The following is a 19607-nucleotide window of genomic DNA, read 5'->3' on the forward strand; positions in this document are numbered from 1 at the left end:
GGAAGTATGAACGATTATGGAGACCTTGATTGTCGGCGCTACATCATCTCGGTCAGGATCACCGATGCCGAGCGCAAATTTTTGCTGCGCCTGTTGAACGGGCAGAACATGACCATCTCCGACCTGGTGCGGGAGGCCCTGGGGCGCCTGGCCGTCTTCCCGCCCACCACTCTCCGGAAGCCGCGCTCCGCGCCAGGAGGGAAAGCGGCGCGGCAGAAAAACAGCGTCGCGTGAAGCTGCGACGTGGGTCTTCGGACCCAGGCGGGGTGTCCCGAAAAATAGATAGCAAAATAATAGATAGCATGCTATCTATATTGCATGACCACGGCAAACGCAAAGGTAGGCAAAGAAAACCTCCTCTACCGCATGGGATTTTTAACCAGGCGGTGGCGTCAGGTGCTGGACGGCGCTTTCCAATCCCTGGGGCTGACTGACGCCGCATGGCGCCCATTGCTGCACCTGCACCACATGGGCGACAGCATCAGGCAGAAGGACTTGGCGGCCTCTCTCGGCATAGAAGGTCCCTCGCTGACACGCATTCTCGACCAACTGATAGCCAGAGGGCTTATCGAGCGCAGCGAGGACGCCAGCGACCGGCGAGCCAAACTCCTTACCCTCGCTCCCCGGGGACGCGCGATGGTGACTGAGATTGCCGGCAAGGTCGCGACCCTGGAGCATGACCTCCTCAATGAGTTCAGCGAAGCGGAGATCAACCAGATGAGCGACTACGTGGAGCGGCTGGAGAAGAGGTTGCAGGAAACCCGCTCGAGACTCAAAGGATGAATCCGTCCCACCGCTTGAAATTCGCCCTCGCCCTGCGCGGGACGCTGGCCGCACTGACCGCCCTGGGCGTCGCCGAGTTCCTCGGCATAGAGAACCCCTACTGGGCGGCGATGACCGCTCTGATCGTCATCCAGCCTACGCGCGGCCTGCTGTTCGAAAAAAGCTTCTACCGCCTGGTCGGCACCGTCTTCGGCTCCCTGGCCGCCCTGCTGCTCCTCCAGTACACGAAATCCCCCTTTCTGCTCACGTGCGCGCTCGTCTTCTGGATCGCCGGGTGCGTCGGCATAGGAAATCTCTTCCACGGCCTGCGCTCCTACGCCTTTCTCATGGCAGGCTGCACCTGCGCCGTCATCGTCATGAGCGGCTTCATGAATCCCTCCCGCGTGCCCGAGATCGCCTTCGGCCGGATCGCCTGCATCGTCGTCGGCATCATCGTCACCACGGCGGTCACCGCCCTTTTTACACCGCGTTCGCCGCGTGAGGAGTTGAAGCGGCGTCTTCGTGAGGTGATCTGCGACGCCATACGGTGGCTGTCGGAGCTGATCAGGGACGGCCGCAGCGATAACGTCGCGAGGCTTGAGCAGGTGATGCTCATCGAACTGGCGGACCTGGAGCTGCTTCTCGATACCGCCGGAGCGGCATCACCCGGCTTTAAAAAAAGACACCGCCACGTGAAGAGCCTGATTGCGGCGCTTCTTTCCCTGCTGTCAGTGGGGCGCCTCGCAGCGGAACACCTCGACCGTCACAGCGATGGCGTCGGCAGGGACGCGAAGTGGCGCGAGATGATGTCCCGGCATCTTCTCCACGTCGCATCGACCTTCGCGTCCTCCCCTCGGGGCGGGATCTGCTCCGAGCTTGCGGCTTTGGCCTGCGAAGCGCGTTCCCACCTGCCACTTCTGGGCGAGACTTTCGCCGGGCTGGTGGTAGCCATGGAAGAGGTCCGTGCAGGATTCGAGGCCGTGGCAGAAGACGCGGCAGAGGAGCCGCGACATCGGCTCATCCGGCACCGGGACTGGGTTGAAGCGGGTAGGGCGGCCTTTCGCTCCGGGCTCGTCATCGCCGCCGTGGGCTTCACCTGGAGCGCCACCGGCTGGAGCAAGGGGCCTCTCATGATGATGGCCCTGTCGATCATGACCACCATCTTCTCGAACAAGGACCATCCCGCCCATTTTGTCGGCAACATCTTCGTCGGTGCGGCGATCGGCTCGGCCAGCGCTGTTTTCTGCCGGATATTCCTGCTCTCCGCCGTTCATGACCCCTCCCTTACCGTTGCCGTCATCGCGCCTTTCGTGCTGCTCGGGTTCGTCGCCATGCAGTATCAGCGCACGATGATAGCGGCGACCGATGCGACCCTTTTCTTCATCTTCGTGGTCCAGCCGGGTGTCGCGGTCAACGTCGCACATGTCGATCTGGCCATCGGCGCCGTAGCCATGGTGGCCGGTGTCGGAACCGCCTGGCTTTCCTACACCGTGCTGGTCCCCATCAACCCGGGGCTGCGGATGCGGTCCATTCTCGCCGCCGTTTCCCGCGACCTGGTGCACATGGCACAGGACGGTTCGCCGCAGGTGCTAGGCCGGGCACAGGAAAGGCTGCACCACAGGGTGATCCGCCTGGTGGACATGGCCGCGCGGCACGACCCGGAACATCTGAGGACGGTCGAGGGGGGGGTGACCGCGCTTGGCATGGCAGCATGCATCAGGTCGCTCTGGGAAAAACTGAACGGTAACGACCTTACTCCCTCCTCGGAGCGGATCATAAGAGAAGCGCTGATGACGATAGCGGTCCTGGCCCCTCAACCGGACAACGCACGGGAGCTCCTGAGCCGTGCCGCCCGCGCCCTTTATGCCGTTTTGGAAGAGGGTGCCGTCATGAAGGGGCTGATGAATGAAACAGCAGGGGCGGCCGGGGATTCCGGCCAGGTCCGGCAGCCGCGTAACCGGCTGTTGTGGGCAGAGCGACAGTAACACAGAAGAGGAGAATGAAAGATGGATGTGTCAGGCAAAGTAGTTCTGGTTACCGGTGCCAACGGCGGTATCGGGTGGGCGCTGGTGAATGAGTTGCTGGAGCGCGGAGCTGCCAAGGTATATGCGGCGGCGCGCAATATCCAGGCGGTGGCGGGAATGGCCCGGTTCGACCCCGGGCACGTGGTGGCGCTCAGGATCGACGTGACCCACGAGACCAGCGTGGCCACGGCCGCGGCGCAATGCCAGGATGTCGACCTGCTGATCAATAACGCCGGCGTGAACCATTGCAAAAGCCTACTCGACCCCGATGGGCTTGAAAGCGCGCGCCAGGAGATCAAGGTGAACTATCTCGGCACCCTCTCCATGTGCCGGGCCTTCGCGCCGCTATTGGCAGCCCGCGGTGGGGCGATAGCGAACGTCTGCTCCATCCTGGGTCTTGTCAACCTCCCCGTTAACGGCACCTATTCAGCCTCCAAGGCCGCAGGTCATTCCTTGCTGCAGGGGGTGCGCGCCGAACTCGCGTCGCGTGGCGTCAAGGTGTACGGAGTGTACCCCGGACCCGTGGACACCAGGATGACAGCAGGCCAGGAAATGGACAAAGCCACCCCGGAGCAGGTCGCCAAGATGATCCTGGACGGGATCGCGAAGGACCAGGAGTACATCTTCCCGGACGCGATGTCCCGGGACGTGTATCGTGGACTGCTCAACGCTCCCAAAGAAGTCGAACAGCAGTTCGGTGCCATGGTGCCGTAAGCGATAGAGAAGCGCAAGGTGCCATCGGTAAAAAAATGAACGATTCCGATTAGATGTAGCTGTGGTGCAAAGGTGCCCCAAAAAAACAATTGACATAAAGTTTTGGAGGGGCTATACACAAGTCTACAAAAACGACAGGCTAATGGATGATATCGAAAAAAACGAAATACGGCCTTAAAGCCCTTATCTATCTTGCGCGGCAGTACGAGCAGGGACCGATCCTGATAGCGGACCTGGCGCGGGACGAGAACATCCCGAAGAAGTTTTTGGAAGCCATCCTGCTTGCGTTGAAAAACAGCGGTATCCTGCAGAGCCGGAAAGGGAAGGGCGGGGGCTACCACCTGGGGCGGTCCCCCAGGCAGATCACCATGGGGCAGGCGATCCGGGTGATGGAAGGTCCTCTGGCGCCGGTCCCCTGCGTCAGCGAAACGGCGTACGCCAAGTGTACCGAGTGCGGCAACGAGAACACCTGCGGCATCCGGCTGGTCATGAAGGACGTGCGCGAGGCCATCGCCAAAATCCTGGACAACACCACCCTGGCCGATGTGCTGGATCGCATCGAGCACGCTGAACTCTCCGAAAAGAACGTCATCGATTTTTGCATCTGAACAGCAGCACTTTTTTTTGTCTCAATAATCTATCAAATCTGTAGACTAAACAGAAAAAGGAGAAACGCCGATGAAGAAAACTATCCGCACCGCACTCGCCACGCTGCTGGTAGCAGCACTCCCCCTCACCGCTTTCGCGGCACAGGAGTTCCTCAACGTCTCGTATGACCCGACCCGCGAACTGTACCAGGACTTCAACAAGGCCTTCGCCAAAAAAGGGCACTCCAATGTCACCTTCAAGCAGTCCCACGGCGGCTCCGGCAAGCAGGCCAGGGCGGTGATCGACGGCCTCGAGGCCGACGTGGTAACCCTGGCGCTGGCCTACGATATCGACGAGATCAGCGACAGGGCGAAGCTCCTCCCGGCCGACTGGCAGAAGAGGCTCCCGAACAACAGCTCTCCCTACACCTCGACCATCGTCTTCCTGGTGCGCAAGGGTAACCCCAAGAAGATAAAGGACTGGAACGACCTGGTGAAGCCGGGCGTCGCCGTCATCACCCCCAACCCCAAGACCTCCGGCGGTGCGCGCTGGAACTACCTGGCGGCCTGGGCCTACGCCCTGAAGCAGAAAGGGGGGAATGAGGCGAAAGCGAAGCAGTTCGTATCCGAACTCTTCAAGCACGTACCGGTGCTCGATTCCGGTGCTCGCGGCGCCACCACCACCTTCGTGCAGCGCGGCCAGGGCGACGTGCTTCTCGCCTGGGAGAACGAGGCCTTCCTCGCGGTGAACGAACTGGGCAAGGACAAGTTCGAGATCGTGGTTCCCTCGCTGAGCATCCTGGCCGAGCCGCCTGTTGCCGTGGTGGACAAGGTCGTCGACAAGAAGGGGACCAGGAAGCTTGCCGAGGAGTACCTGAAATACCTCTACTCGACGGAAGGGCAGGAGATCGCCGCCAAGCATTATTACCGTCCGCGCGACAAGAAGGTGGCGGCCAAGTACGCCAAGGTGTTCCCCAAGGTGAAGCTGGTAACCATCGACGACACCTTCGGCGGCTGGCGCAAGGCACAGAAGACACATTTCGCCGACGGCGGGGTGTTCGACCAGATCTACAGCGCAAAGTAGCTTGCACTGCATCAGCTAATCGTCCCGGAGGGAGCATGAAAACGGTACCCGAACAACCTGGCAAATGGAGTAAGGAACTCGAGCAGAGGCTCCGCCTCGCACTCCAAGACCTGCGCTTCGGGACGGTCACCCTCGTGGTCCAGGACGGCAAGGTCATTCAGCTCGATAAGAACGAAAAGATCAGGATTTAGAAGATAGCAGCGAGCCCGGCGGTGCCCTGAGAGGGGGGCGCCGGTACACCCGACACAAACCCTGTCGCCGACCAGACAAACTGGAGGCCAGGCCGTAACCGGATGCACGGTTATGCCTGGCCTTTTTTGTTGCCGCCGGCCAGTTCCAGAGGAGGAAGCACCCATGTCCAAGCAGCGATTTCTGTTCACCTCCGAATCCGTCACCGAGGGGCACCCCGACAAGCTGGCGGACCAGGTTTCCGACGCCATCCTCGACGCCCTGCTGGCACAGGATCCCCATGCCCGCGTCGCCTGCGAGACCAGCGTGACCACTGGGCTTGTGCTGTTGTTCGGTGAGGTCTCCAGCTCGGCTCAGGTCAACTTCGCCCGCATCGCCCGCGACACCATCGCCCGAGTCGGCTACACCGACGCGAAGTACGGCCTGGACGCGGAACACGCCGCGGTCCTGGTTTCTCTGGACCAGCAGTCGGCCGACATCGCCCAGGGGGTAGACGTTGCGCTGGAGCAGAGAAAGGGGGCGGAGCACGACGGCTACCTCGACTCGGTGGGGGCGGGGGACCAGGGGATGGTCTTCGGTTTTGCCACCGACGAGACTCCCGAATACCTCCCCACCAGCATCGCCCTGGCCCACAAGCTGGCCCGGCGGCTCACCGAGGCGCGCAAGTCCGGCGAGATCCCCTACCTGCGCCCCGACGGCAAGACCCAGGTAACCGTGGAATATGAAGGGGATGTTCCGGTCCGGGTGGACACGGTGGTCATCTCGGCCCAGCACGACCCGGAGGTGGAGCTCGAACAGATCCGCGCCGACCTGATCGCAAAGGTGATCGGGCCGGTGATCCCCGAGGCGCTCCTGGACGCGCAGACCCGCATCTTCGTCAACCCGACCGGTCGCTTCGTGATCGGCGGACCGCACGGCGACGCCGGCCTCACCGGCAGGAAGATCATCGTGGACAGCTACGGCGGCTTCTCGCGCCACGGCGGCGGCGCGTTCTCGGGCAAGGACTCCACCAAGGTGGACCGCTCCGGCGCGTACGCGGCCCGCTACGTTGCGAAGAATCTGGTCGCGGCGGGGTTGGCAAAGAAGGTCGAGGTCCAGATCGCCTACGCCATCGGCGTCGCCCGCCCGGTCTCCATCTTCGTCGACAGCTTCGGGACCGGGGCCTTGGCCAACGAGGAACTGGCCGGACTGATCGCGCGCCACTTCGACCTGCGGCCTGCTGCCATCATCGAGCAGCTCGACCTCAGGCGTCCCATCTACCGCGACACGGCAGCCTACGGCCACTTCGGCAGGCTCGATCTCGATCTCCCCTGGGAGCGGACCGACAAGGCGGATCTCCTGCGGCAGGCGGCGCGCGGCGTGGCGGTCAACTGAAAGCATCCTGATCGGCCGGCCGTGTAGAACCTGTGCTTCACCGCCAGCCAACGGCGCACCGTGCTGCGCTTGGGCATGAAACAGTAAAAGGAGGCGCCACATGGCCGGACAACATCTCATCATCGTAGGGAAAAGCGGCGTCGGCAGGTCCACCGTCGCGGCCAATGTGGGCGCCGCCCTGGCGGAAACGGGGCGCCGGGTGCTGCTGATCGGTTACGACAACCACAGGAGTTCGGCGGGCAACCTGAGCGGAGGCAGCGAGCTGAAGGCGCTGCCGCTCTGGGGGCACGGGGAGGAGCCACCCCTTTATGCGCACGGCTACCGCGGCGCCCTATGCCTGGAAGCGGGGGGAGGCGTTGCGGAGGACGAAGCCGCGCAGGCGGCTCTTTGGGCCCATCCCCTGGTCGCGGCTTTTCAGCCGGAATTCGTGCTGCATGACGTAGCCTGGGAGCCCTGCGGCACCTTCCGTCTCCCGGTGGGAATCGACGGCGTTGCCAGTATCCTGGCGGTCACCTCCGCCGACCGTTGCGCGCTGCAGGCGGTTAACGGGCTCTTCGGCTGGCTCAACACGGTCGCCGCCGCCAATGCCAGGCTGGGAGGCGTGGTGGCCAACAACCTTACGGGGCCGTTGCAGGAGGCGATCGTGTCCGATTTCGCCGGCCAGACCGGAGCTTCGGTCACGGCGACCATCCCGCATTCCATCATGGTTTCGGTAAGCGACTTTTACAGCCAGACGCTGCTCGAGTCCGCCCCCTTCTCCCACGTCACCTACGCCTACCGCAAGCTGGCGAAAACGCTGGTCGAGGCGGCGACGCAGCGCCGTCCCCGGCAGCTTGACGACGAAGCCATGAGGAAGTGGTCCGCGAAGTGGGGTGACATCATCGCCGAGCTCGAGACCGGCGTGGTGAACGGCGGACTCGGGATCTAGACAAGGAGGATGCCGAGATGTCACGCATTTATGACAGCCTTACCGAGCTCATCGGAGCCACGCCCCTGCTGCGCCTGAACCGTTTCGCAGCCGGTGCCGGGGCGGAAGTCCTGGCCAAACTGGAAGCCTTCAACCCCGGAGGGAGCGTCAAGGACCGCATCGGCTACGGCATGCTCATCGAGGCGGAAAAGCAGGGACTCATCGACCAGGATACCGTCATCATCGAGCCCACCAGCGGCAATACCGGTATCGCGCTCGCCATGGTGGCGGCGGTGCGCGGCTACCGGCTGGTGTTGACCATGCCCGACTCGATGAGCGTCGAGCGTCGCAACCTGCTCAAGGCCTACGGGGCCGAACTTGTTCTCACCCCGGGGGCGCAGGGGATGAAAGGACCGATGGACGCAGCCGAGGAGCTGGCGGCCCGCATCCCCAATTCGTTCGTGCCTTCGCAGTTCAAGAACAAGGCGAACGCCGCCATCCATCGAGCCACCACCGCCGACGAGATCTGGCAGGACACGGACGGCAAGGTGGACATCGTGGTGGGAGGGGTGGGGACCGGCGGCACGCTCACCGGCGTCGGGGAAGCGTTGAAGGCCCTCAACCCGAAGGTACGGGTCATCGCGGTCGAGCCCTTCGAGTCGCCGGTGCTCTCGGGAGGCATGCCGGGCCCGCACGGCATCCAGGGGATCGGCTCCGGGTTCATCCCCGAGGTGCTGAACCTGGAGATCGTCGACGAGATCTTGAGGGTGAGGTCGAGTGAGGCGATCGATGCCAGCCGGCGCCTGGCCAAGGTGGAGGGGGTGCTGGCCGGCATCTCGGGAGGGGCCGCGGTCCATGCAGCCTGTCTCGTCGCGGAACGTCCGGAGAACCGCGGCAAGCGCATCGTGGTGGTGCTGCCGGACACGGGCGAGCGCTACTTGTCGACTCCGTTGTTCAGCCAGCCCCAGGGGGGGGCGGCTGCATAAACAATCACTGTGGACTACAACCCAACACGAGGAGGGAGCATCATGGGAAACATTTTTAACGACAATTCGCTTTCGATCGGCAACACGCCGCTGGTTAAGCTGAACCACGTGACCGGCGACGCCAAGGCCACTGTCCTGGCCAAGGTCGAGGGACGCAACCCGGCCTACTCGGTGAAGTGCCGCATCGGGGCCAACCTGATCTGGGACGCCGAGAAAAGGGGCGTGCTGAAGTCCGGCGTCGAGATCGTCGAGCCCACTTCCGGCAATACCGGTATCGCCCTTGCCTACGTGGCGGCCGCCCGCGGCTACCGGCTCACCCTTACCATGCCCGATACCATGAGCATCGAGCGGCGCCGCGTGCTGGCCGCCCTCGGGGCGAACCTGATCCTGACCCCCGGTGCGGAGGGGATGAAGGGTGCCATCAAGAAGGCGGAGGAGATCGCCGCTTCCGAGCCGGCACGCTACTTTATCCCGCAACAGTTCAAAAACCAGGCGAACCCCGCCATACACGAAAGCACCACCGGCCCGGAGATCTGGAACGACACCGACGGCGCGATCGATGTCCTCGTGGCCGGTGTCGGCACCGGGGGGACCATCACGGGCGTCTCGCGCTACCTGAAGAAAACGAAGCAGAAGCAGATTCTGTCCGTTGCCGTCGAACCAAAGGAGAGCCCGGTTATCAGCCAGGCACTGGCCGGGGAAGAGCTCAAGCCCGGTCCGCACAAGATCCAGGGAATCGGCGCCGGGTTCATCCCCGACACCCTTGACCTTACCCTCGTGGACCAGGTGGAGCAGGTGAGCAGCGATGAGGCCCTGGAGTTCGCCAAAAGGCTCGCCCGGGAGGAGGGGCTCCTGGTCGGCATCTCCTCCGGCGCCGCGGCCGCGGCCGCCGTGCGCCTGGCGCAGCGTGACGAGTTCGCCGGCAAGACCATCGTGGTGGTGCTGCCCGACGGCGCCGAGCGTTATCTCTCCACGGCGCTCTTCGAGGGAATCTGATGAGCGCGCAGAGTCCAGACCCATGGAACCCGGAACTCGAACAGATTATCAGGGACCTGCTGGTCTCGTTGCGCTTTGGGACGCTCACCCTGGTGGTCCAGGACGGGCGCGTGATCCAGGTGGACAGAAGTGAAAAGTACCGCCTCAACAAACCCGGTCACATAGACGGCAGCGGTATCTGAAACTGGACTTTTGGGGTTCATCGCGGAATTTCGGGGTGGGCCATTGTTCACGGCTCCCCCTCCCTTGACGGGAGGGGGACGGGGGGTGGGTGAAGCCGCAACCAGCGGAAATGATGGCATCTCCCCCCACCCCCATACCCCCTCCCGCAAGGGGAAGGGGCAGCTGCAGGCTGCCCCCGGAATTGTCTGCAGAGCCTATTTTTTTCCGTTGACAAAGTAGCTTCTATCATATATACCTTGTCCATCGTTTCAGTAGACTAAAGGCTCACCGGAAAAACCGGAGGCCAAAGGACCTGCTCCTTTGGCCTCTTTTTTTTGCACTCACATATCGTCGTACTGGTTGACTGGAAATACCGGAGACCGGCTGCAGATTATCTGCACCGGTCTTTTTTCGTTTTTGGAGGGTGCATGAGCAACGCGAGCAGGATCATCAGGAAAAGGGGAGGGGACCAGAACATCGAGGCGATCCACAAGGTGACCGACCTCCTCAAGACGGTCCATTACGGGTCCATCACCCTGCATATCCAGGCAGGGAAGGTCTACCAGATAAACAGAACCGAGAGCCGCAGGCTTGCCGCCGCGGCCCTTGACTAAGCCAACACACAAAAGGAGCCAACGACATGTCCGGTAAAAAAGTGAAAACCATCGCCATCTACGGCAAGGGGGGGATCGGCAAGTCCACCACCACCTCCAACATCAGCGCGGCTCTCGCGGCCTCGGGCCTCAAGGTGATGCAGATCGGCTGCGACCCGAAGAGCGACTCCACCACCACCCTGCGCGGCGGAGGGTACATCCCCACCATCCTCGACACCCTGCGCGAGAAGAAGAACGTGAAGCTCGACGAGGTGGTGTTCCGCGGCTTCGCCGGCATCTACTGCGTCGAGGCGGGCGGACCCGCCCCGGGCGTCGGCTGCGCCGGCCGCGGCATCATCACCTCGGTGGAACTGTTGAAGCAGCTGCGCGTCTTCGAGGAGCTCGATCTCGACATCGTGGTCTACGACGTCCTCGGGGACGTGGTCTGCGGCGGCTTCGCGGTGCCGGTGCGCGAGGGGATCGCCGACCATGTCTTCACGGTTTCCTCCTCGGACTTCATGGCCATCTACGCGGCCAACAACCTCTTCAAGGGGATCCAGAAGTACTCCAACAACGGCGGTGCGCTCCTGGGCGGGGTGATCGCCAACTCCATGAACTCCGACTACCACAAGGCGATCATCGACGACTTCGTGGAGAACACCCAGACCCAGGTGGTCGAGTATGTCCCGCGCTCGGTCACAGTAACCCAGTCCGAGCTGCAGGGTAAAACGACCATCGAGGCCTTCCCCGATTCCGACCAGGCCAAGGTGTACCGCGCTCTCGCGGACAGGATCTACAACCACTCCGACTCGAAAGTGCCCACGCCGCTGAACGACAAGCAGTTGCACGAATGGGCCCTCAAATGGGCCGACACCCTGCTCGCCATCGAGACCGGCGAGGTGAGAAGCAGCGGCGCCAGCATCTAGCCTGCAAGTGGGGGGGCGATGCCCCGCGAGACCGGCGCGGTTCCCGCGCCGGACACCAATTTCCGGAGGAGATTATGGACGGAATCATCTATACGCCGGTGCGGGAGAAGACGGTTGAAGGGGAGGCGGCGAGCGCCGCGGCGCGAGGAAGCCACTTCCATCTGCCTGATTTCGTGCTGCGGCTGAACGATCGGCTGCTCGACTGGTACGGACTCGCGCTGTTGCTGGCCCTGTGGGAGATCGCCCCCCGCCTGGGGTGGATCGACATCCAGTTTTTCCCTCCTCCTTCGCTGATCGTCGAGGAGGGGGTGAAACTGGCTTCCCGGGGCGAGCTGCTGGCACAGATCACCTCGAGCCTCGCGCGTCTGTTGCAGGGGCTCTCGGCGGCGCTCGCGGTTGGCATTCCCGCCGGCTTCGTCCTCGGGGGGTGGTACCCGCGCCTCACCCACTTCCTGCGGCCGCTGCTGCGCCTTTTCGGGCAGATCAACGCCTTTTCGCTCTTCCCGCTCTTCGTGCTCTTCTTCGGGATCGGGGAGCTGGCCAAGTTCGCGGTGATCTTCTGGTCCTGCCTCTGGCCCATCCTCTTCACCACCATCTCCGGGGTGCAGAACGTGGACCCGCTCTTCGTCAAGGTGGCGCGCTCCATGGGGTGCGGCAGGTTGAGGCTCTTCTCCCGGGTGCTCTTGCCCGGAGCGCTTCCCTCCATCTTCACCGGGGTGCGCCTCGGGGCCACGGTCGCCTTCCTGATGCTGATCGCGGCGGAGATGATCGGAGCCAACGCGGGGCTTGGGTGGCTCGTGCACAACTCGTCCACCAACTACGTGATCCCGCGCCTGTACCTGGCCGCCGCGCTGATCGCCCTGCTGGGGCTGGGCATGAACTCGGCCATCCACTTCGTCGAGGCGCGGGTCGTCGCCTGGCGCCAGTCCGTCGAAGTCTAAAGGAGGAAGCTACCATGCCGCAAGAACAGATAACCGACCGGCGGGGGGGATGGCTGACCCGCCACCTGGACAAGCTCTCCATCCTTCTCTTCTTCGCCGCCTGGCAGGCCGCGCCTCAACTGGGGGGAATCGTCGAGACCTTCATTGCCCCGCCGACCCTGGTGCTGAAGACCCTGTACGAGATGTTCCAGGCCGAAGAGCTGCTGCCGTCCATCGGCGTCAGCCTGTTCCGCTCCGCCACCGGATTTTTCCTGGCCGCCGCTGTCGCCATTCCGCTGGGCTTCCTGCTGGGGGGGAGCTTCAGGACCTTCGAGCGCCTGGTGAACCCGGTGCTCCGCTTCCTCGGACAGGTGAACCCCTTCTCGCTCTTCCCGCTCTTCATCCTCATCTTCGGGATCGGCGAGATGTCCAAGGTGGCCATGATCTTCTGGGTCTGCATCTGGCCCATCCTCTTCAACACGGTGAACGGGGTGAAGCAGATCGACCCGCTCTTGGTGAAGTCGGCGCGTTCCATGGGGTGCGGCGTGGCAACGCTGTTCTTCCGGGTCATCCTCCCCGCGGCCTCCCCCGGCATCTTCCATGGCCTCAAGATGGGGTGCGGCACCGCCTTCTTCATGCTCATCGCCGCCGAGATGATCGGAGCGAGCGCCGGGCTCGGCTGGCTGGTCTGGAACGCCCAGATCAACTTCCAGATGCCGCAGCTTTTCGCGGCCACCGTGCTCATCTCCACCCTCGGCCTGATCCTGAACCACTCCTTCGCCCTCCTGGAGGGGAAACTGGTGGGGTGGAAGCAGCGATCCATTACCGAGAATTTCTGACGCGGCACTCAGGCGGAATCACCCTGGCGGCAGGGGGCGTCAAGAAGAATGATCACAGCGACAAATAAAGAAGAACTGCCGCCGGCAAAAACAGATGCCGGTGCATCCAAGGAGGAAGGACCATGAACGTATCGAGGAAAAATGTGGTACTGGCCGCACTGGCGGTGGTTGTGGCGGCAGCGTCGATTTTCGCCGGGACCGGCAACGGGCAGGCCGCGACCAAAAAGCAGCTGGTCGAGATCAAGACCTGGACCAGGAAGGACTGTTCGCTCGCCCCCTGGCTGGTCACGGAGAAGCTGGGATTTTTCGAGCAGGAGGGTGTGAAGCTCGTCTACACCGGCGAGACGCAGGCCCCGCTGCAGATCCCGTCCCTGGTGAAGGGGAACAACGACGTGGGGAGCGGGCATCCAAACCAGTACGGCATCGCCATCGCCGGCGGCGCCAAGCTGAAGGCGGTGGTGCGGGCCGGGGTCGAGCCGGCGCCTTCCTACGATCCCAAGTTCCGCCACATGTGGTGGTTCGTCAACCCGGCCAAGCATCCCAACGTGAAGAGCTTCGCCGACCTGAAGAACCTGCCGGGCAAGATCAAGGTCTCCACCATCACCAAGAACATCTGCGCCGACTTCGAGACCAACATCCTGGCGGAGAAGTACGGGGTGCCCAAAGAGAAGATCGAGTGGGTAACCATGCCGGACATCCAGGCCATCCAGGCGCTGAAGCAGGGGCTGGTCGACGTCGCGCCGGTGCACCCCCCGTTCTACAAGGGGATGCTGGACGCGAAGGCGATCAAGGTGGCGGACTCCACCGACACGGGGCTCGGCTCCGCGGCCGGACTCTCCTACTACTGGTTCACCGAGGACTTCATCAAGAAGCACCCGGAGGCGGTGGCCGGTTTCGTGAGGGCGATCAAGCGCGGACAGCGCTGGGCCAACGCCAACCCCGACAAGACCGCCAAGTGGGTCGAGGAGGTGATCGGCGTGCCGGTGACCGGCAACCACTACTACTCCGAGGACGCCACCATCGTCGAGAAAGAGATCGTCCCCTGGATCAAGGGGGTCGAGGATGCCAAGGTCATCCCCAAGGGGAAGATCACCCCGGCTTCCATCGTGACGCACCAGTTCGAGGCGGTGGGCAACGACGACAAGGCCTACCAGAACAAGCTGAAGCAGGGCGCGAAGAAGAAAAAGGCATAACAGGAGGCAACTCATGGCAACGGCTGCAAGTAACGCAAAGATCGAGATCAGGGGCATCCACCGCGTCTTCCCGGCCCGAAACCGTGGCCGGGGGGACAGCCCCAAGGAGTTCGTGGCGCTCAAGGACGTGAGCCTCCAGGTGCAAAAAGGGGAGTTCCTCGCCATCGTGGGGCCCTCGGGGTGTGGCAAGTCGACACTCCTGGACATCCTGGCCGGGCTCGCCAAGCCGAGCTCGGGGGAGATCTTCATCGACGGCAGGAAGGTGACCGGGCCGGCCCTGGACCGCGGCATCGTGCTGCAGGGATACGCGCTCTTCCCGTGGCGCACGGTGCGCCAGAACGTGGAATTCGGCCTGGAGATAAAGAAGGTTCCCAAGGGCGAGCGCCGCGCCGTCAGCGACCGCTTCATAGGCCTCGTCGGCCTGGAGGGGTTCGCGGACCACTTCCCCCACGAGCTCTCGGGAGGGATGAAGCAGCGGGTGGCCATCGCGCGCGCCCTGGCCTACGACCCCGAAGTGCTCCTGATGGACGAACCCTTCGCGGCGGTGGACGCCCAGACCAGGGAGACCCTACAGGACGAGCTGCTGCGCATCTGGGAGGAGACCGGTAAGACCATCATCTTCGTCACCCACAGCATCGAGGAGGCCGTCTTCCTCGCCGACCGGGTGGCCGTCCTCGGCACCAACCCCGGTGCGGTGAAGGAGGTGGTCGACATCGACCTACCCAGGCCGCGCCACAACAGCGACCTGCGCTCCTCCGCCGAGTTCGGCTGGGTGCGGCACAAGGTCTGGGAGCTATTGCAAAACCGCGAGGCGAAGGTCGAGGCGCCGCGCCGAACGCTTCCCTCCGTAGCCGACGCCATCTCGTCGTCGGTCGAGCTGTAGGACGGAGGGACGCCGCCATGGGCGCCTCGGCATCGATAAAAAAGCTGCGGCATCTGCTGCTGCGCTGGTCCGGCGTCGTGCTGTTCCTGCTCGCCTGGGAGCTCGCCCCGCGCCTGGAGTGGGTCGATCCCTACTTCCTGCCGCCGTTCTCGACGGTGGTGGCCGAGATCGACCGGCTCTTTACCGGCGCCTGGCTCTCGGTGCACATCCTGGTCAGCCTCTGGAGGGCGCTCGCGGGACTCCTTATCGCGGTCGCGGCCGGGATCCCGGCGGGGCTCTTGCTGGGGCGGGTCTATCCCCGGGTCGCGAACGCCGTGAGCCCGCTCCTGAAGGTGCTGAGCCAGGTGAATCCGTTCTCGCTCCTGCCGGTTTTCGTCCTCTTCTTCGGCATCGGGGAGGCGGCCAAGCTTGCCGTGGTGGCCTGGGTCTCGGTCTGGCCGGTCCTCTTCTACACCATGACCGGGAGCCGCAACGTGGACACGGTGCAGGAGAAGACGGCGGCCTCCATGGGGATAGGCCCTTGGGCGCTGCTGGTAAAGGTGATCCTCCCCGGCGCGCTCCCCACCATCTTCGTCGGGGTGCGCATCGCCGCCACGGTGACCTTCTACATCCTGGTTGCGGCGGAGATGCTCGGGGCGAGCGCGGGGCTCGGCTACCTGGTGCACAACGCCGCCATGAACTACCAGATCCCCCGCATCTACGCGGGGGCGACCTTCATCGTCGTCTTCGGTTTCCTGCTGAACCGCGGGCTGATCGCCCTGGGCGACCGTCTCTTCTGCTGGCAGGAAACGGAAGCCGTGGCGCCCGCTGACGGTCCGGCGCCTTCTCGCCCCTCCTGGAGGCCGGGCAGGTTTTCCGCCTGCGCCGCCGCGGCCGCCACTGTGGTGCTGCTGGTGCTGGGGGGGATCGAAGTGGGGAAGGTGAACCGGGAGGCCGCGTCGCTGACACCCGGCGACCACTCCCGCCACTTCGGGACGCCGGTCGACTCGGGAAGCGGGAGTTGAGCCATGAACGATAGAACGACCCTTATGCACCAGGCGCTGGCCGTCATCCTGTTCCTCTCCCTCTGGGAGGTGCTCCCGCGAACCGGCCTGGTGAACCCGCTCTTCATCCCGCCGCTCTCCGGGGTGCTGCAGGCGATCTGCGACCTGTACGCGAGCGGCGAACTGCTGCTGCACGCACGCCTGAGCCTTGGGCGCGCGCTGATCGGGTTCGGCGCCGCGGTCGCCATCGGTCTCCCGCTGGGGCTCGTGCTGGGGGGATGGTTCCCCCGCATCCAGACCGCCACCGAGCCCCTGCTGGAGCTTTTCGCCCAGGCGAACCCGGTGATACTCGCCCACATCATCATCTTCTTCCTGGGCATCGGCGAGGTGGCCAAGACCTTCATCATCGGCTGGCTCTGCCTGTGGCCCATCGTCTTCAGCAGCATCAGCGGCATCAGGAGCGTGGACGTGCCGGTACTGAAGGCGGCGCGTTCGCTGGGGCTCGGGCGCCGGCAGCTCTTTCTCAAGGTCGTGCTCCCTTCCGCCGCCCCTGCCATCTGCACCGGGCTGCGCCTCGCCTCCGGCTACGCCTTCATCATGCTGGTCGCCTCGGAAATGATGGGGGGGAGTAACGGCATCGGCTGGCTCATCGTGCAGAGTCAGGAGAACTACCACGTGACCCGCATCTTCGCCGGCGCGACCGTGCTCACCGCGCTCGCCGTGGCTGCGGATCTCTCCCTGAAGCTTGCGGAGAAGCGGTTCGTGGTCTGGGACGTGGCCCTCAGCGAGGACTATCTGAAGCTGGCACCCGTCAGGGGGGAGGAACCATGAGAAGCCTCATTTTGGCAGCGGCGCTAGTGGTTCTCATTGCCGGCGGCGTACAGGCAGCTGGGCCGCGCATCGGCTCGCAGGCACCGGCCTTCACCCTGACGGACCTCTCAGGCGCCAAGGTCGATTCCGGACGTTACCGTGGCAAGACCACGGTCCTCTATTTCTGGAACAACCTGTGTGGCTGCACCGAGCAGCTGATCGCGCTGAGAGGGTTCGTTGGCGCCCGCAAGGGAACCATGAACTTCGTTGCCATAAACGAAGGGCAGAAGAAGGAGATCATCGAGAGCGTCATCCTGTCCAACGGGCTGCCGTACCAGGCACTCTCCGACCGCGACCTGGCGGTGGGGCGGGGGAGCTTCGGCATCAAGGTCCTGCCGACCGTGTTCGTGGTCGACGGTAGGGGAGTGGTGCGGGAGAAGCTGATCGGCATCCTCGACAACAAGAAGCTGGAGTCGATCATCCAGAGGTATCTGTGAGAATGGAAGAGGGATGGTGCGGACGGTTGTTTGGGCGAATGTTTATTCGCCCCTACAGTGCCAAAATCTCAAGGCGGGGGACTGGCTCCTCCAGGTGCCTGTCCCCCTTGTCTTTGGGAAGGTGGCTGAGCTGAAGGGAGCGTTCCGCCAGAGGGACAGGCACCTTACGGAGCCAGTCCCTTCGGCCCTGAACCTTTACCCAATGTAGGGGCGAATAATCATTCGCCCAGGTTTTTGCTTTCACATTTCGAGGAACCTATGACCAAAAAAACACTCTTCATCTCGTTCATCATCACCGCGCTCCTTTCGAGCGCCACCCTCGCCATGGCCGCTGCCGGCAAGCCCCGCAAGCCTGGCCCTACCGACAAGTGCGCCGTCTGCGGCATGTTCGTGGCGAACTACGCCAACTTCGCCGCGCAGGTCCACCTGAAGGACGGCAAGGTGCTCTACTTCGATGGCAGCAAGGACCTGTTCCGGTTCTACCACGAGGTGCCCCGGTACGCGCCGGGCAGGAAAGCGGGCGACGTCGCCGCCGTCTTCGTGACCGGCTATTACGACGCGACCCTCATCGACGGCACCACGGCCTTCTACGTGATCGGGAGCGATGTGGCCGGCCCCATGGGGAGCGAGCTGATCCCGTTCGCCAAGGAGGCGGACGCCAGGGAGTTCCTGAAGGACCACCACGGCAGGAAGATCGTCCGTTTCCGGGAAGTGACCCCGGCAGTGCTGGCCCAGGTGCGCTGATGCGGCTTAGCCTATCCTCGTCATACCTTGTGCTCACCGGGGCGCTGCTGCTGCTCCTGGTGGCCGCCGCGTTGCACGCGAGCTTTGCGGCTCGGGCGCTTTTGCCGGGCGTCAGCCTGATGAACTGGCAGGTCAGGACGCTGGAACTGACCGATCTGACCCTTTTCAGCGAGGCGAGCTACACCAGGAACCTGGCCCTGGCGGACCGTTTCACCCCGTTCCAGGACTCCCCGATGGCGCTGGAGCATTTCCCCTCGGGGAGCGTCGCCGGCCCCCCCGCGCAGTTGAGACGACCATGAGAAACCTTCTGGAGCGACAGCGACATATCCTGGATTTCACCATCGCGTCGCTATTGCGCCGCAAGTGGAAGAACGGCTCCCTGCTGGCGGTCTACACCCTGCTGGTGTTTCTCCTCTCCTCGATCCTGCTCTTCTCCCATGCGCTGAAAACCGAGGCGAATGCGGTATTGCAGGGGACGCCGGAAATCATCGTGCAGCGCAGCCTGACCGGCCGCTACCAGCCGGTCCCGCTTTCCTACGCGGAGAAAATCGCGGAGATCCGCGGCATCCATTCGGTGCGGCCGAGGCTTTGGGGCTACTACTACGACGCCAACTTCCTGGCCAACTACACGCTGCTGGTCCCCCGCGAGGGCGCGCCGCAGCCGGGCTTCATCGACATCGGCAGCGGCATCTCGCGCATCCGCGACACCCATCCCGGCGACGTCATCGGCTTCACCGGGCATGACGGCAAGCCGCGCAGCTTCACCATCCGCAAGGTCCTTCCCGCCGGCTCCGAGCTGGTCAGCGCGGACCTGATCCTCATCTCGGAGTCCGACTACCGCGACTTCTCCGGCCTCCCGGCGGACCAGGCGACCGACCTGGTTATCACCGTGCGCAACCCCAGGGAGTTCAGCACCGTGGCGGAAAAGGTGGTGCGCCTCCTCCCCGACAGCCGCCCGATCGTGCGCGACGAGATCCTGAGGACCTACGACGCCGTCTTCGGCTGGCGTTCGGGGCTCGTCATCGTCGTCTTCGGCGCCGTGGCGCTCGCCTTCGTCATCTTCGCCTGGGACAAGGCGACCGGGCTGTCGGCGGAGGAACGCAGGGAAATCGGGATACTGAAGGCGGTGGGGTGGGAAACCGCGGACGTCCTGCACCTGAAATTCTGGGAAGGGGTGGTGGTGTCGCTGACGGCGTTTCTGGCCGGCTATCTCCTCGCCTACGCCCACGTGTTCCTGGGGGGCTCTTTCCTGTTCGCGCCGGTCTTGAAGGGGTGGTCGGTGCTCTACCCGGAGTTTCGGCTGGTGCCGTCCCTCGACTGCGGCGAACTGGCCGCGATCTTTTTTCTCACCGTGGTCCCCTACACCGCGACCACCATCGTCCCCTCCTGGCGGGCGGCAACCATCGACCCCGATGCGGTCATGCGCTAGGCGAG

24 protein-coding genes are annotated in these 19607 nt (G+C 63.8%); all 24 read left to right on the plus strand.

Features of this window, described 5'->3' with window-relative positions; genetic code table 11:
• Positions 1 to 6: 6 nt before the first annotated feature.
• Positions 7 to 234, plus strand: coding sequence for a hypothetical protein (locus KP001_RS02070; RefSeq protein WP_217287937.1), 228 nt, complete (start codon positions 7 to 9; stop codon positions 232 to 234).
• A gap of 84 nt (positions 235 to 318) precedes the next feature.
• On the plus strand, positions 319 to 783 hold the full coding sequence (locus KP001_RS02075) for a MarR family winged helix-turn-helix transcriptional regulator (RefSeq protein ID WP_217287938.1): 465 nt from the start codon (positions 319 to 321) through the stop codon (positions 781 to 783).
• Entirely contained in the window at positions 780 to 2747 is a 1968-nt protein-coding gene (locus tag KP001_RS02080) for an FUSC family protein (protein WP_217287939.1), read from the plus strand. Before KP001_RS02075 ends, KP001_RS02080 begins: the two co-directional genes overlap by 4 nt.
• A 21-nt stretch (positions 2748 to 2768) precedes the next feature.
• Positions 2769 to 3500 (plus strand): SDR family oxidoreductase, encoded by a 732-nt coding sequence (locus KP001_RS02085; RefSeq protein WP_217287940.1) that lies wholly within the window; start codon positions 2769 to 2771, stop codon positions 3498 to 3500.
• A 146-nt stretch (positions 3501 to 3646) separates the two neighbouring features.
• Positions 3647 to 4108, plus strand: a complete 462-nt coding sequence (locus KP001_RS02090; RefSeq protein WP_217287941.1) for an RrF2 family transcriptional regulator — start codon at positions 3647 to 3649, stop codon at positions 4106 to 4108.
• Between the two features lie 70 nt (positions 4109 to 4178).
• Entirely contained in the window at positions 4179 to 5171 is a 993-nt protein-coding gene (locus KP001_RS02095) for a sulfate ABC transporter substrate-binding protein (protein WP_217287942.1), read from the plus strand.
• A 35-nt stretch (positions 5172 to 5206) separates the two neighbouring features.
• Positions 5207 to 5362 carry a YezD family protein gene (locus KP001_RS02100; RefSeq protein ID WP_217287943.1) on the plus strand — a complete coding sequence of 52 codons (156 nt, stop codon included), beginning with the start codon at positions 5207 to 5209 and terminating at the stop codon, positions 5360 to 5362.
• 163 nt (positions 5363 to 5525) lie between these two features.
• The gene (gene metK / locus KP001_RS02105) at positions 5526 to 6734 is read left to right on the plus strand and encodes a methionine adenosyltransferase (RefSeq protein ID WP_217287944.1); all 1209 of its coding nucleotides are present in this window, start codon (positions 5526 to 5528) and stop codon (positions 6732 to 6734) included.
• A gap of 100 nt (positions 6735 to 6834) precedes the next feature.
• Positions 6835 to 7662 (plus strand): nucleotide-binding protein, encoded by an 828-nt coding sequence (locus tag KP001_RS02110; protein ID WP_217287945.1) that lies wholly within the window; start codon positions 6835 to 6837, stop codon positions 7660 to 7662.
• Positions 7663 to 7679: 17 nt separating this feature from the next.
• A complete protein-coding gene (cysK, locus tag KP001_RS02115; protein ID WP_217287946.1) occupies positions 7680 to 8627 on the plus strand; it encodes a cysteine synthase A in 948 nt (315 codons plus the stop codon).
• Between the two features lie 42 nt (positions 8628 to 8669).
• Positions 8670 to 9623, plus strand: coding sequence for a cysteine synthase A (gene cysK, locus KP001_RS02120; RefSeq protein WP_217287947.1), 954 nt, complete (start codon positions 8670 to 8672; stop codon positions 9621 to 9623).
• The gene (locus KP001_RS02125) at positions 9623 to 9805 is read left to right on the plus strand and encodes a YezD family protein (RefSeq protein WP_217287948.1); all 183 of its coding nucleotides are present in this window, start codon (positions 9623 to 9625) and stop codon (positions 9803 to 9805) included. Before cysK (KP001_RS02120) ends, KP001_RS02125 begins: the two co-directional genes overlap by 1 nt.
• 408 nt (positions 9806 to 10213) lie before the next feature.
• Entirely contained in the window at positions 10214 to 10399 is a 186-nt protein-coding gene (locus KP001_RS02130; RefSeq protein WP_217287949.1) for a YezD family protein, read from the plus strand.
• 26 nt (positions 10400 to 10425) lie between these two features.
• Positions 10426 to 11304, plus strand: a complete 879-nt coding sequence (gene nifH, locus KP001_RS02135) for a nitrogenase iron protein (protein WP_217287950.1) — start codon at positions 10426 to 10428, stop codon at positions 11302 to 11304.
• A 74-nt stretch (positions 11305 to 11378) separates the two neighbouring features.
• Positions 11379 to 12245, plus strand: coding sequence for an ABC transporter permease (locus KP001_RS02140; protein WP_217287951.1), 867 nt, complete (start codon positions 11379 to 11381; stop codon positions 12243 to 12245).
• A gap of 14 nt (positions 12246 to 12259) precedes the next feature.
• On the plus strand, positions 12260 to 13063 hold the full coding sequence (locus tag KP001_RS02145) for an ABC transporter permease (RefSeq protein ID WP_217287952.1): 804 nt from the start codon (positions 12260 to 12262) through the stop codon (positions 13061 to 13063).
• Between the two features lie 122 nt (positions 13064 to 13185).
• Positions 13186 to 14256, plus strand: a complete 1071-nt coding sequence (locus KP001_RS02150) for an ABC transporter substrate-binding protein (protein ID WP_217287953.1) — start codon at positions 13186 to 13188, stop codon at positions 14254 to 14256.
• Positions 14257 to 14269: 13 nt separating this feature from the next.
• On the plus strand, positions 14270 to 15139 hold the full coding sequence (locus tag KP001_RS02155) for an ABC transporter ATP-binding protein (protein ID WP_217287954.1): 870 nt from the start codon (positions 14270 to 14272) through the stop codon (positions 15137 to 15139).
• A 17-nt stretch (positions 15140 to 15156) separates the two neighbouring features.
• Complete coding sequence (locus KP001_RS02160; RefSeq protein WP_217287955.1) at positions 15157 to 16143, plus strand: ABC transporter permease; 987 nt, start codon at positions 15157 to 15159, stop codon at positions 16141 to 16143.
• Positions 16144 to 16146: 3 nt separating this feature from the next.
• A complete protein-coding gene (locus tag KP001_RS02165; protein WP_217287956.1) occupies positions 16147 to 16953 on the plus strand; it encodes an ABC transporter permease in 807 nt (268 codons plus the stop codon).
• Complete coding sequence (locus KP001_RS02170) at positions 16950 to 17429, plus strand: TlpA family protein disulfide reductase (RefSeq protein WP_217287957.1); 480 nt, start codon at positions 16950 to 16952, stop codon at positions 17427 to 17429. The genes KP001_RS02165 and KP001_RS02170 overlap by 4 nt, the downstream gene beginning before the upstream one ends.
• Positions 17430 to 17687: 258 nt before the next feature.
• Positions 17688 to 18173 carry a nitrous oxide reductase accessory protein NosL gene (locus tag KP001_RS02175; protein ID WP_217287958.1) on the plus strand — a complete coding sequence of 162 codons (486 nt, stop codon included), beginning with the start codon at positions 17688 to 17690 and terminating at the stop codon, positions 18171 to 18173.
• Complete coding sequence (locus KP001_RS02180) at positions 18173 to 18472, plus strand: hypothetical protein (protein ID WP_217287959.1); 300 nt, start codon at positions 18173 to 18175, stop codon at positions 18470 to 18472. The genes KP001_RS02175 and KP001_RS02180 overlap by 1 nt, the downstream gene beginning before the upstream one ends.
• Positions 18469 to 19602, plus strand: coding sequence for an ABC transporter permease (locus KP001_RS02185; protein WP_217287960.1), 1134 nt, complete (start codon positions 18469 to 18471; stop codon positions 19600 to 19602). The genes KP001_RS02180 and KP001_RS02185 overlap by 4 nt, the downstream gene beginning before the upstream one ends.
• Positions 19603 to 19607 lie beyond the last annotated feature (5 nt).

This window comes from Geomonas subterranea, assembly GCF_019063845.1.
Taxonomy (GTDB): Bacteria; Desulfobacterota; Desulfuromonadia; order Geobacterales; family Geobacteraceae; genus Geomonas; species Geomonas subterranea.

Excerpts from the sequence above, each read along its gene's own strand:
- KP001_RS02070 (WP_217287937.1), top strand. The coding sequence starts at position 7 with ATGAACGATTATGGAGACCTTGATTGTCGGCGCTACATCATCTCGGTC.
- KP001_RS02075 (WP_217287938.1), top strand. The coding sequence starts at position 319 with ATGACCACGGCAAACGCAAAGGTAGGCAAAGAAAACCTCCTCTACCGC.
- KP001_RS02080 (WP_217287939.1), top strand. The coding sequence starts at position 780 with ATGAATCCGTCCCACCGCTTGAAATTCGCCCTCGCCCTGCGCGGGACG.
- KP001_RS02085 (WP_217287940.1), top strand. The coding sequence starts at position 2,769 with ATGGATGTGTCAGGCAAAGTAGTTCTGGTTACCGGTGCCAACGGCGGT.
- KP001_RS02090 (WP_217287941.1), top strand. The coding sequence starts at position 3,647 with ATGATATCGAAAAAAACGAAATACGGCCTTAAAGCCCTTATCTATCTT.
- KP001_RS02095 (WP_217287942.1), top strand. The coding sequence starts at position 4,179 with ATGAAGAAAACTATCCGCACCGCACTCGCCACGCTGCTGGTAGCAGCA.
- KP001_RS02100 (WP_217287943.1), top strand. The coding sequence starts at position 5,207 with ATGAAAACGGTACCCGAACAACCTGGCAAATGGAGTAAGGAACTCGAG.
- metK (WP_217287944.1), top strand. The coding sequence starts at position 5,526 with ATGTCCAAGCAGCGATTTCTGTTCACCTCCGAATCCGTCACCGAGGGG.
- KP001_RS02110 (WP_217287945.1), top strand. The coding sequence starts at position 6,835 with ATGGCCGGACAACATCTCATCATCGTAGGGAAAAGCGGCGTCGGCAGG.
- cysK (WP_217287946.1), top strand. The coding sequence starts at position 7,680 with ATGTCACGCATTTATGACAGCCTTACCGAGCTCATCGGAGCCACGCCC.
- cysK (WP_217287947.1), top strand. The coding sequence starts at position 8,670 with ATGGGAAACATTTTTAACGACAATTCGCTTTCGATCGGCAACACGCCG.
- KP001_RS02125 (WP_217287948.1), top strand. The coding sequence starts at position 9,623 with ATGAGCGCGCAGAGTCCAGACCCATGGAACCCGGAACTCGAACAGATT.
- KP001_RS02130 (WP_217287949.1), top strand. The coding sequence starts at position 10,214 with ATGAGCAACGCGAGCAGGATCATCAGGAAAAGGGGAGGGGACCAGAAC.
- nifH (WP_217287950.1), top strand. The coding sequence starts at position 10,426 with ATGTCCGGTAAAAAAGTGAAAACCATCGCCATCTACGGCAAGGGGGGG.
- KP001_RS02140 (WP_217287951.1), top strand. The coding sequence starts at position 11,379 with ATGGACGGAATCATCTATACGCCGGTGCGGGAGAAGACGGTTGAAGGG.
- KP001_RS02145 (WP_217287952.1), top strand. The coding sequence starts at position 12,260 with ATGCCGCAAGAACAGATAACCGACCGGCGGGGGGGATGGCTGACCCGC.
- KP001_RS02150 (WP_217287953.1), top strand. The coding sequence starts at position 13,186 with ATGAACGTATCGAGGAAAAATGTGGTACTGGCCGCACTGGCGGTGGTT.
- KP001_RS02155 (WP_217287954.1), top strand. The coding sequence starts at position 14,270 with ATGGCAACGGCTGCAAGTAACGCAAAGATCGAGATCAGGGGCATCCAC.
- KP001_RS02160 (WP_217287955.1), top strand. The coding sequence starts at position 15,157 with ATGGGCGCCTCGGCATCGATAAAAAAGCTGCGGCATCTGCTGCTGCGC.
- KP001_RS02165 (WP_217287956.1), top strand. The coding sequence starts at position 16,147 with ATGAACGATAGAACGACCCTTATGCACCAGGCGCTGGCCGTCATCCTG.
- KP001_RS02170 (WP_217287957.1), top strand. The coding sequence starts at position 16,950 with ATGAGAAGCCTCATTTTGGCAGCGGCGCTAGTGGTTCTCATTGCCGGC.
- KP001_RS02175 (WP_217287958.1), top strand. The coding sequence starts at position 17,688 with ATGACCAAAAAAACACTCTTCATCTCGTTCATCATCACCGCGCTCCTT.
- KP001_RS02180 (WP_217287959.1), top strand. The coding sequence starts at position 18,173 with ATGCGGCTTAGCCTATCCTCGTCATACCTTGTGCTCACCGGGGCGCTG.
- KP001_RS02185 (WP_217287960.1), top strand. The coding sequence starts at position 18,469 with ATGAGAAACCTTCTGGAGCGACAGCGACATATCCTGGATTTCACCATC.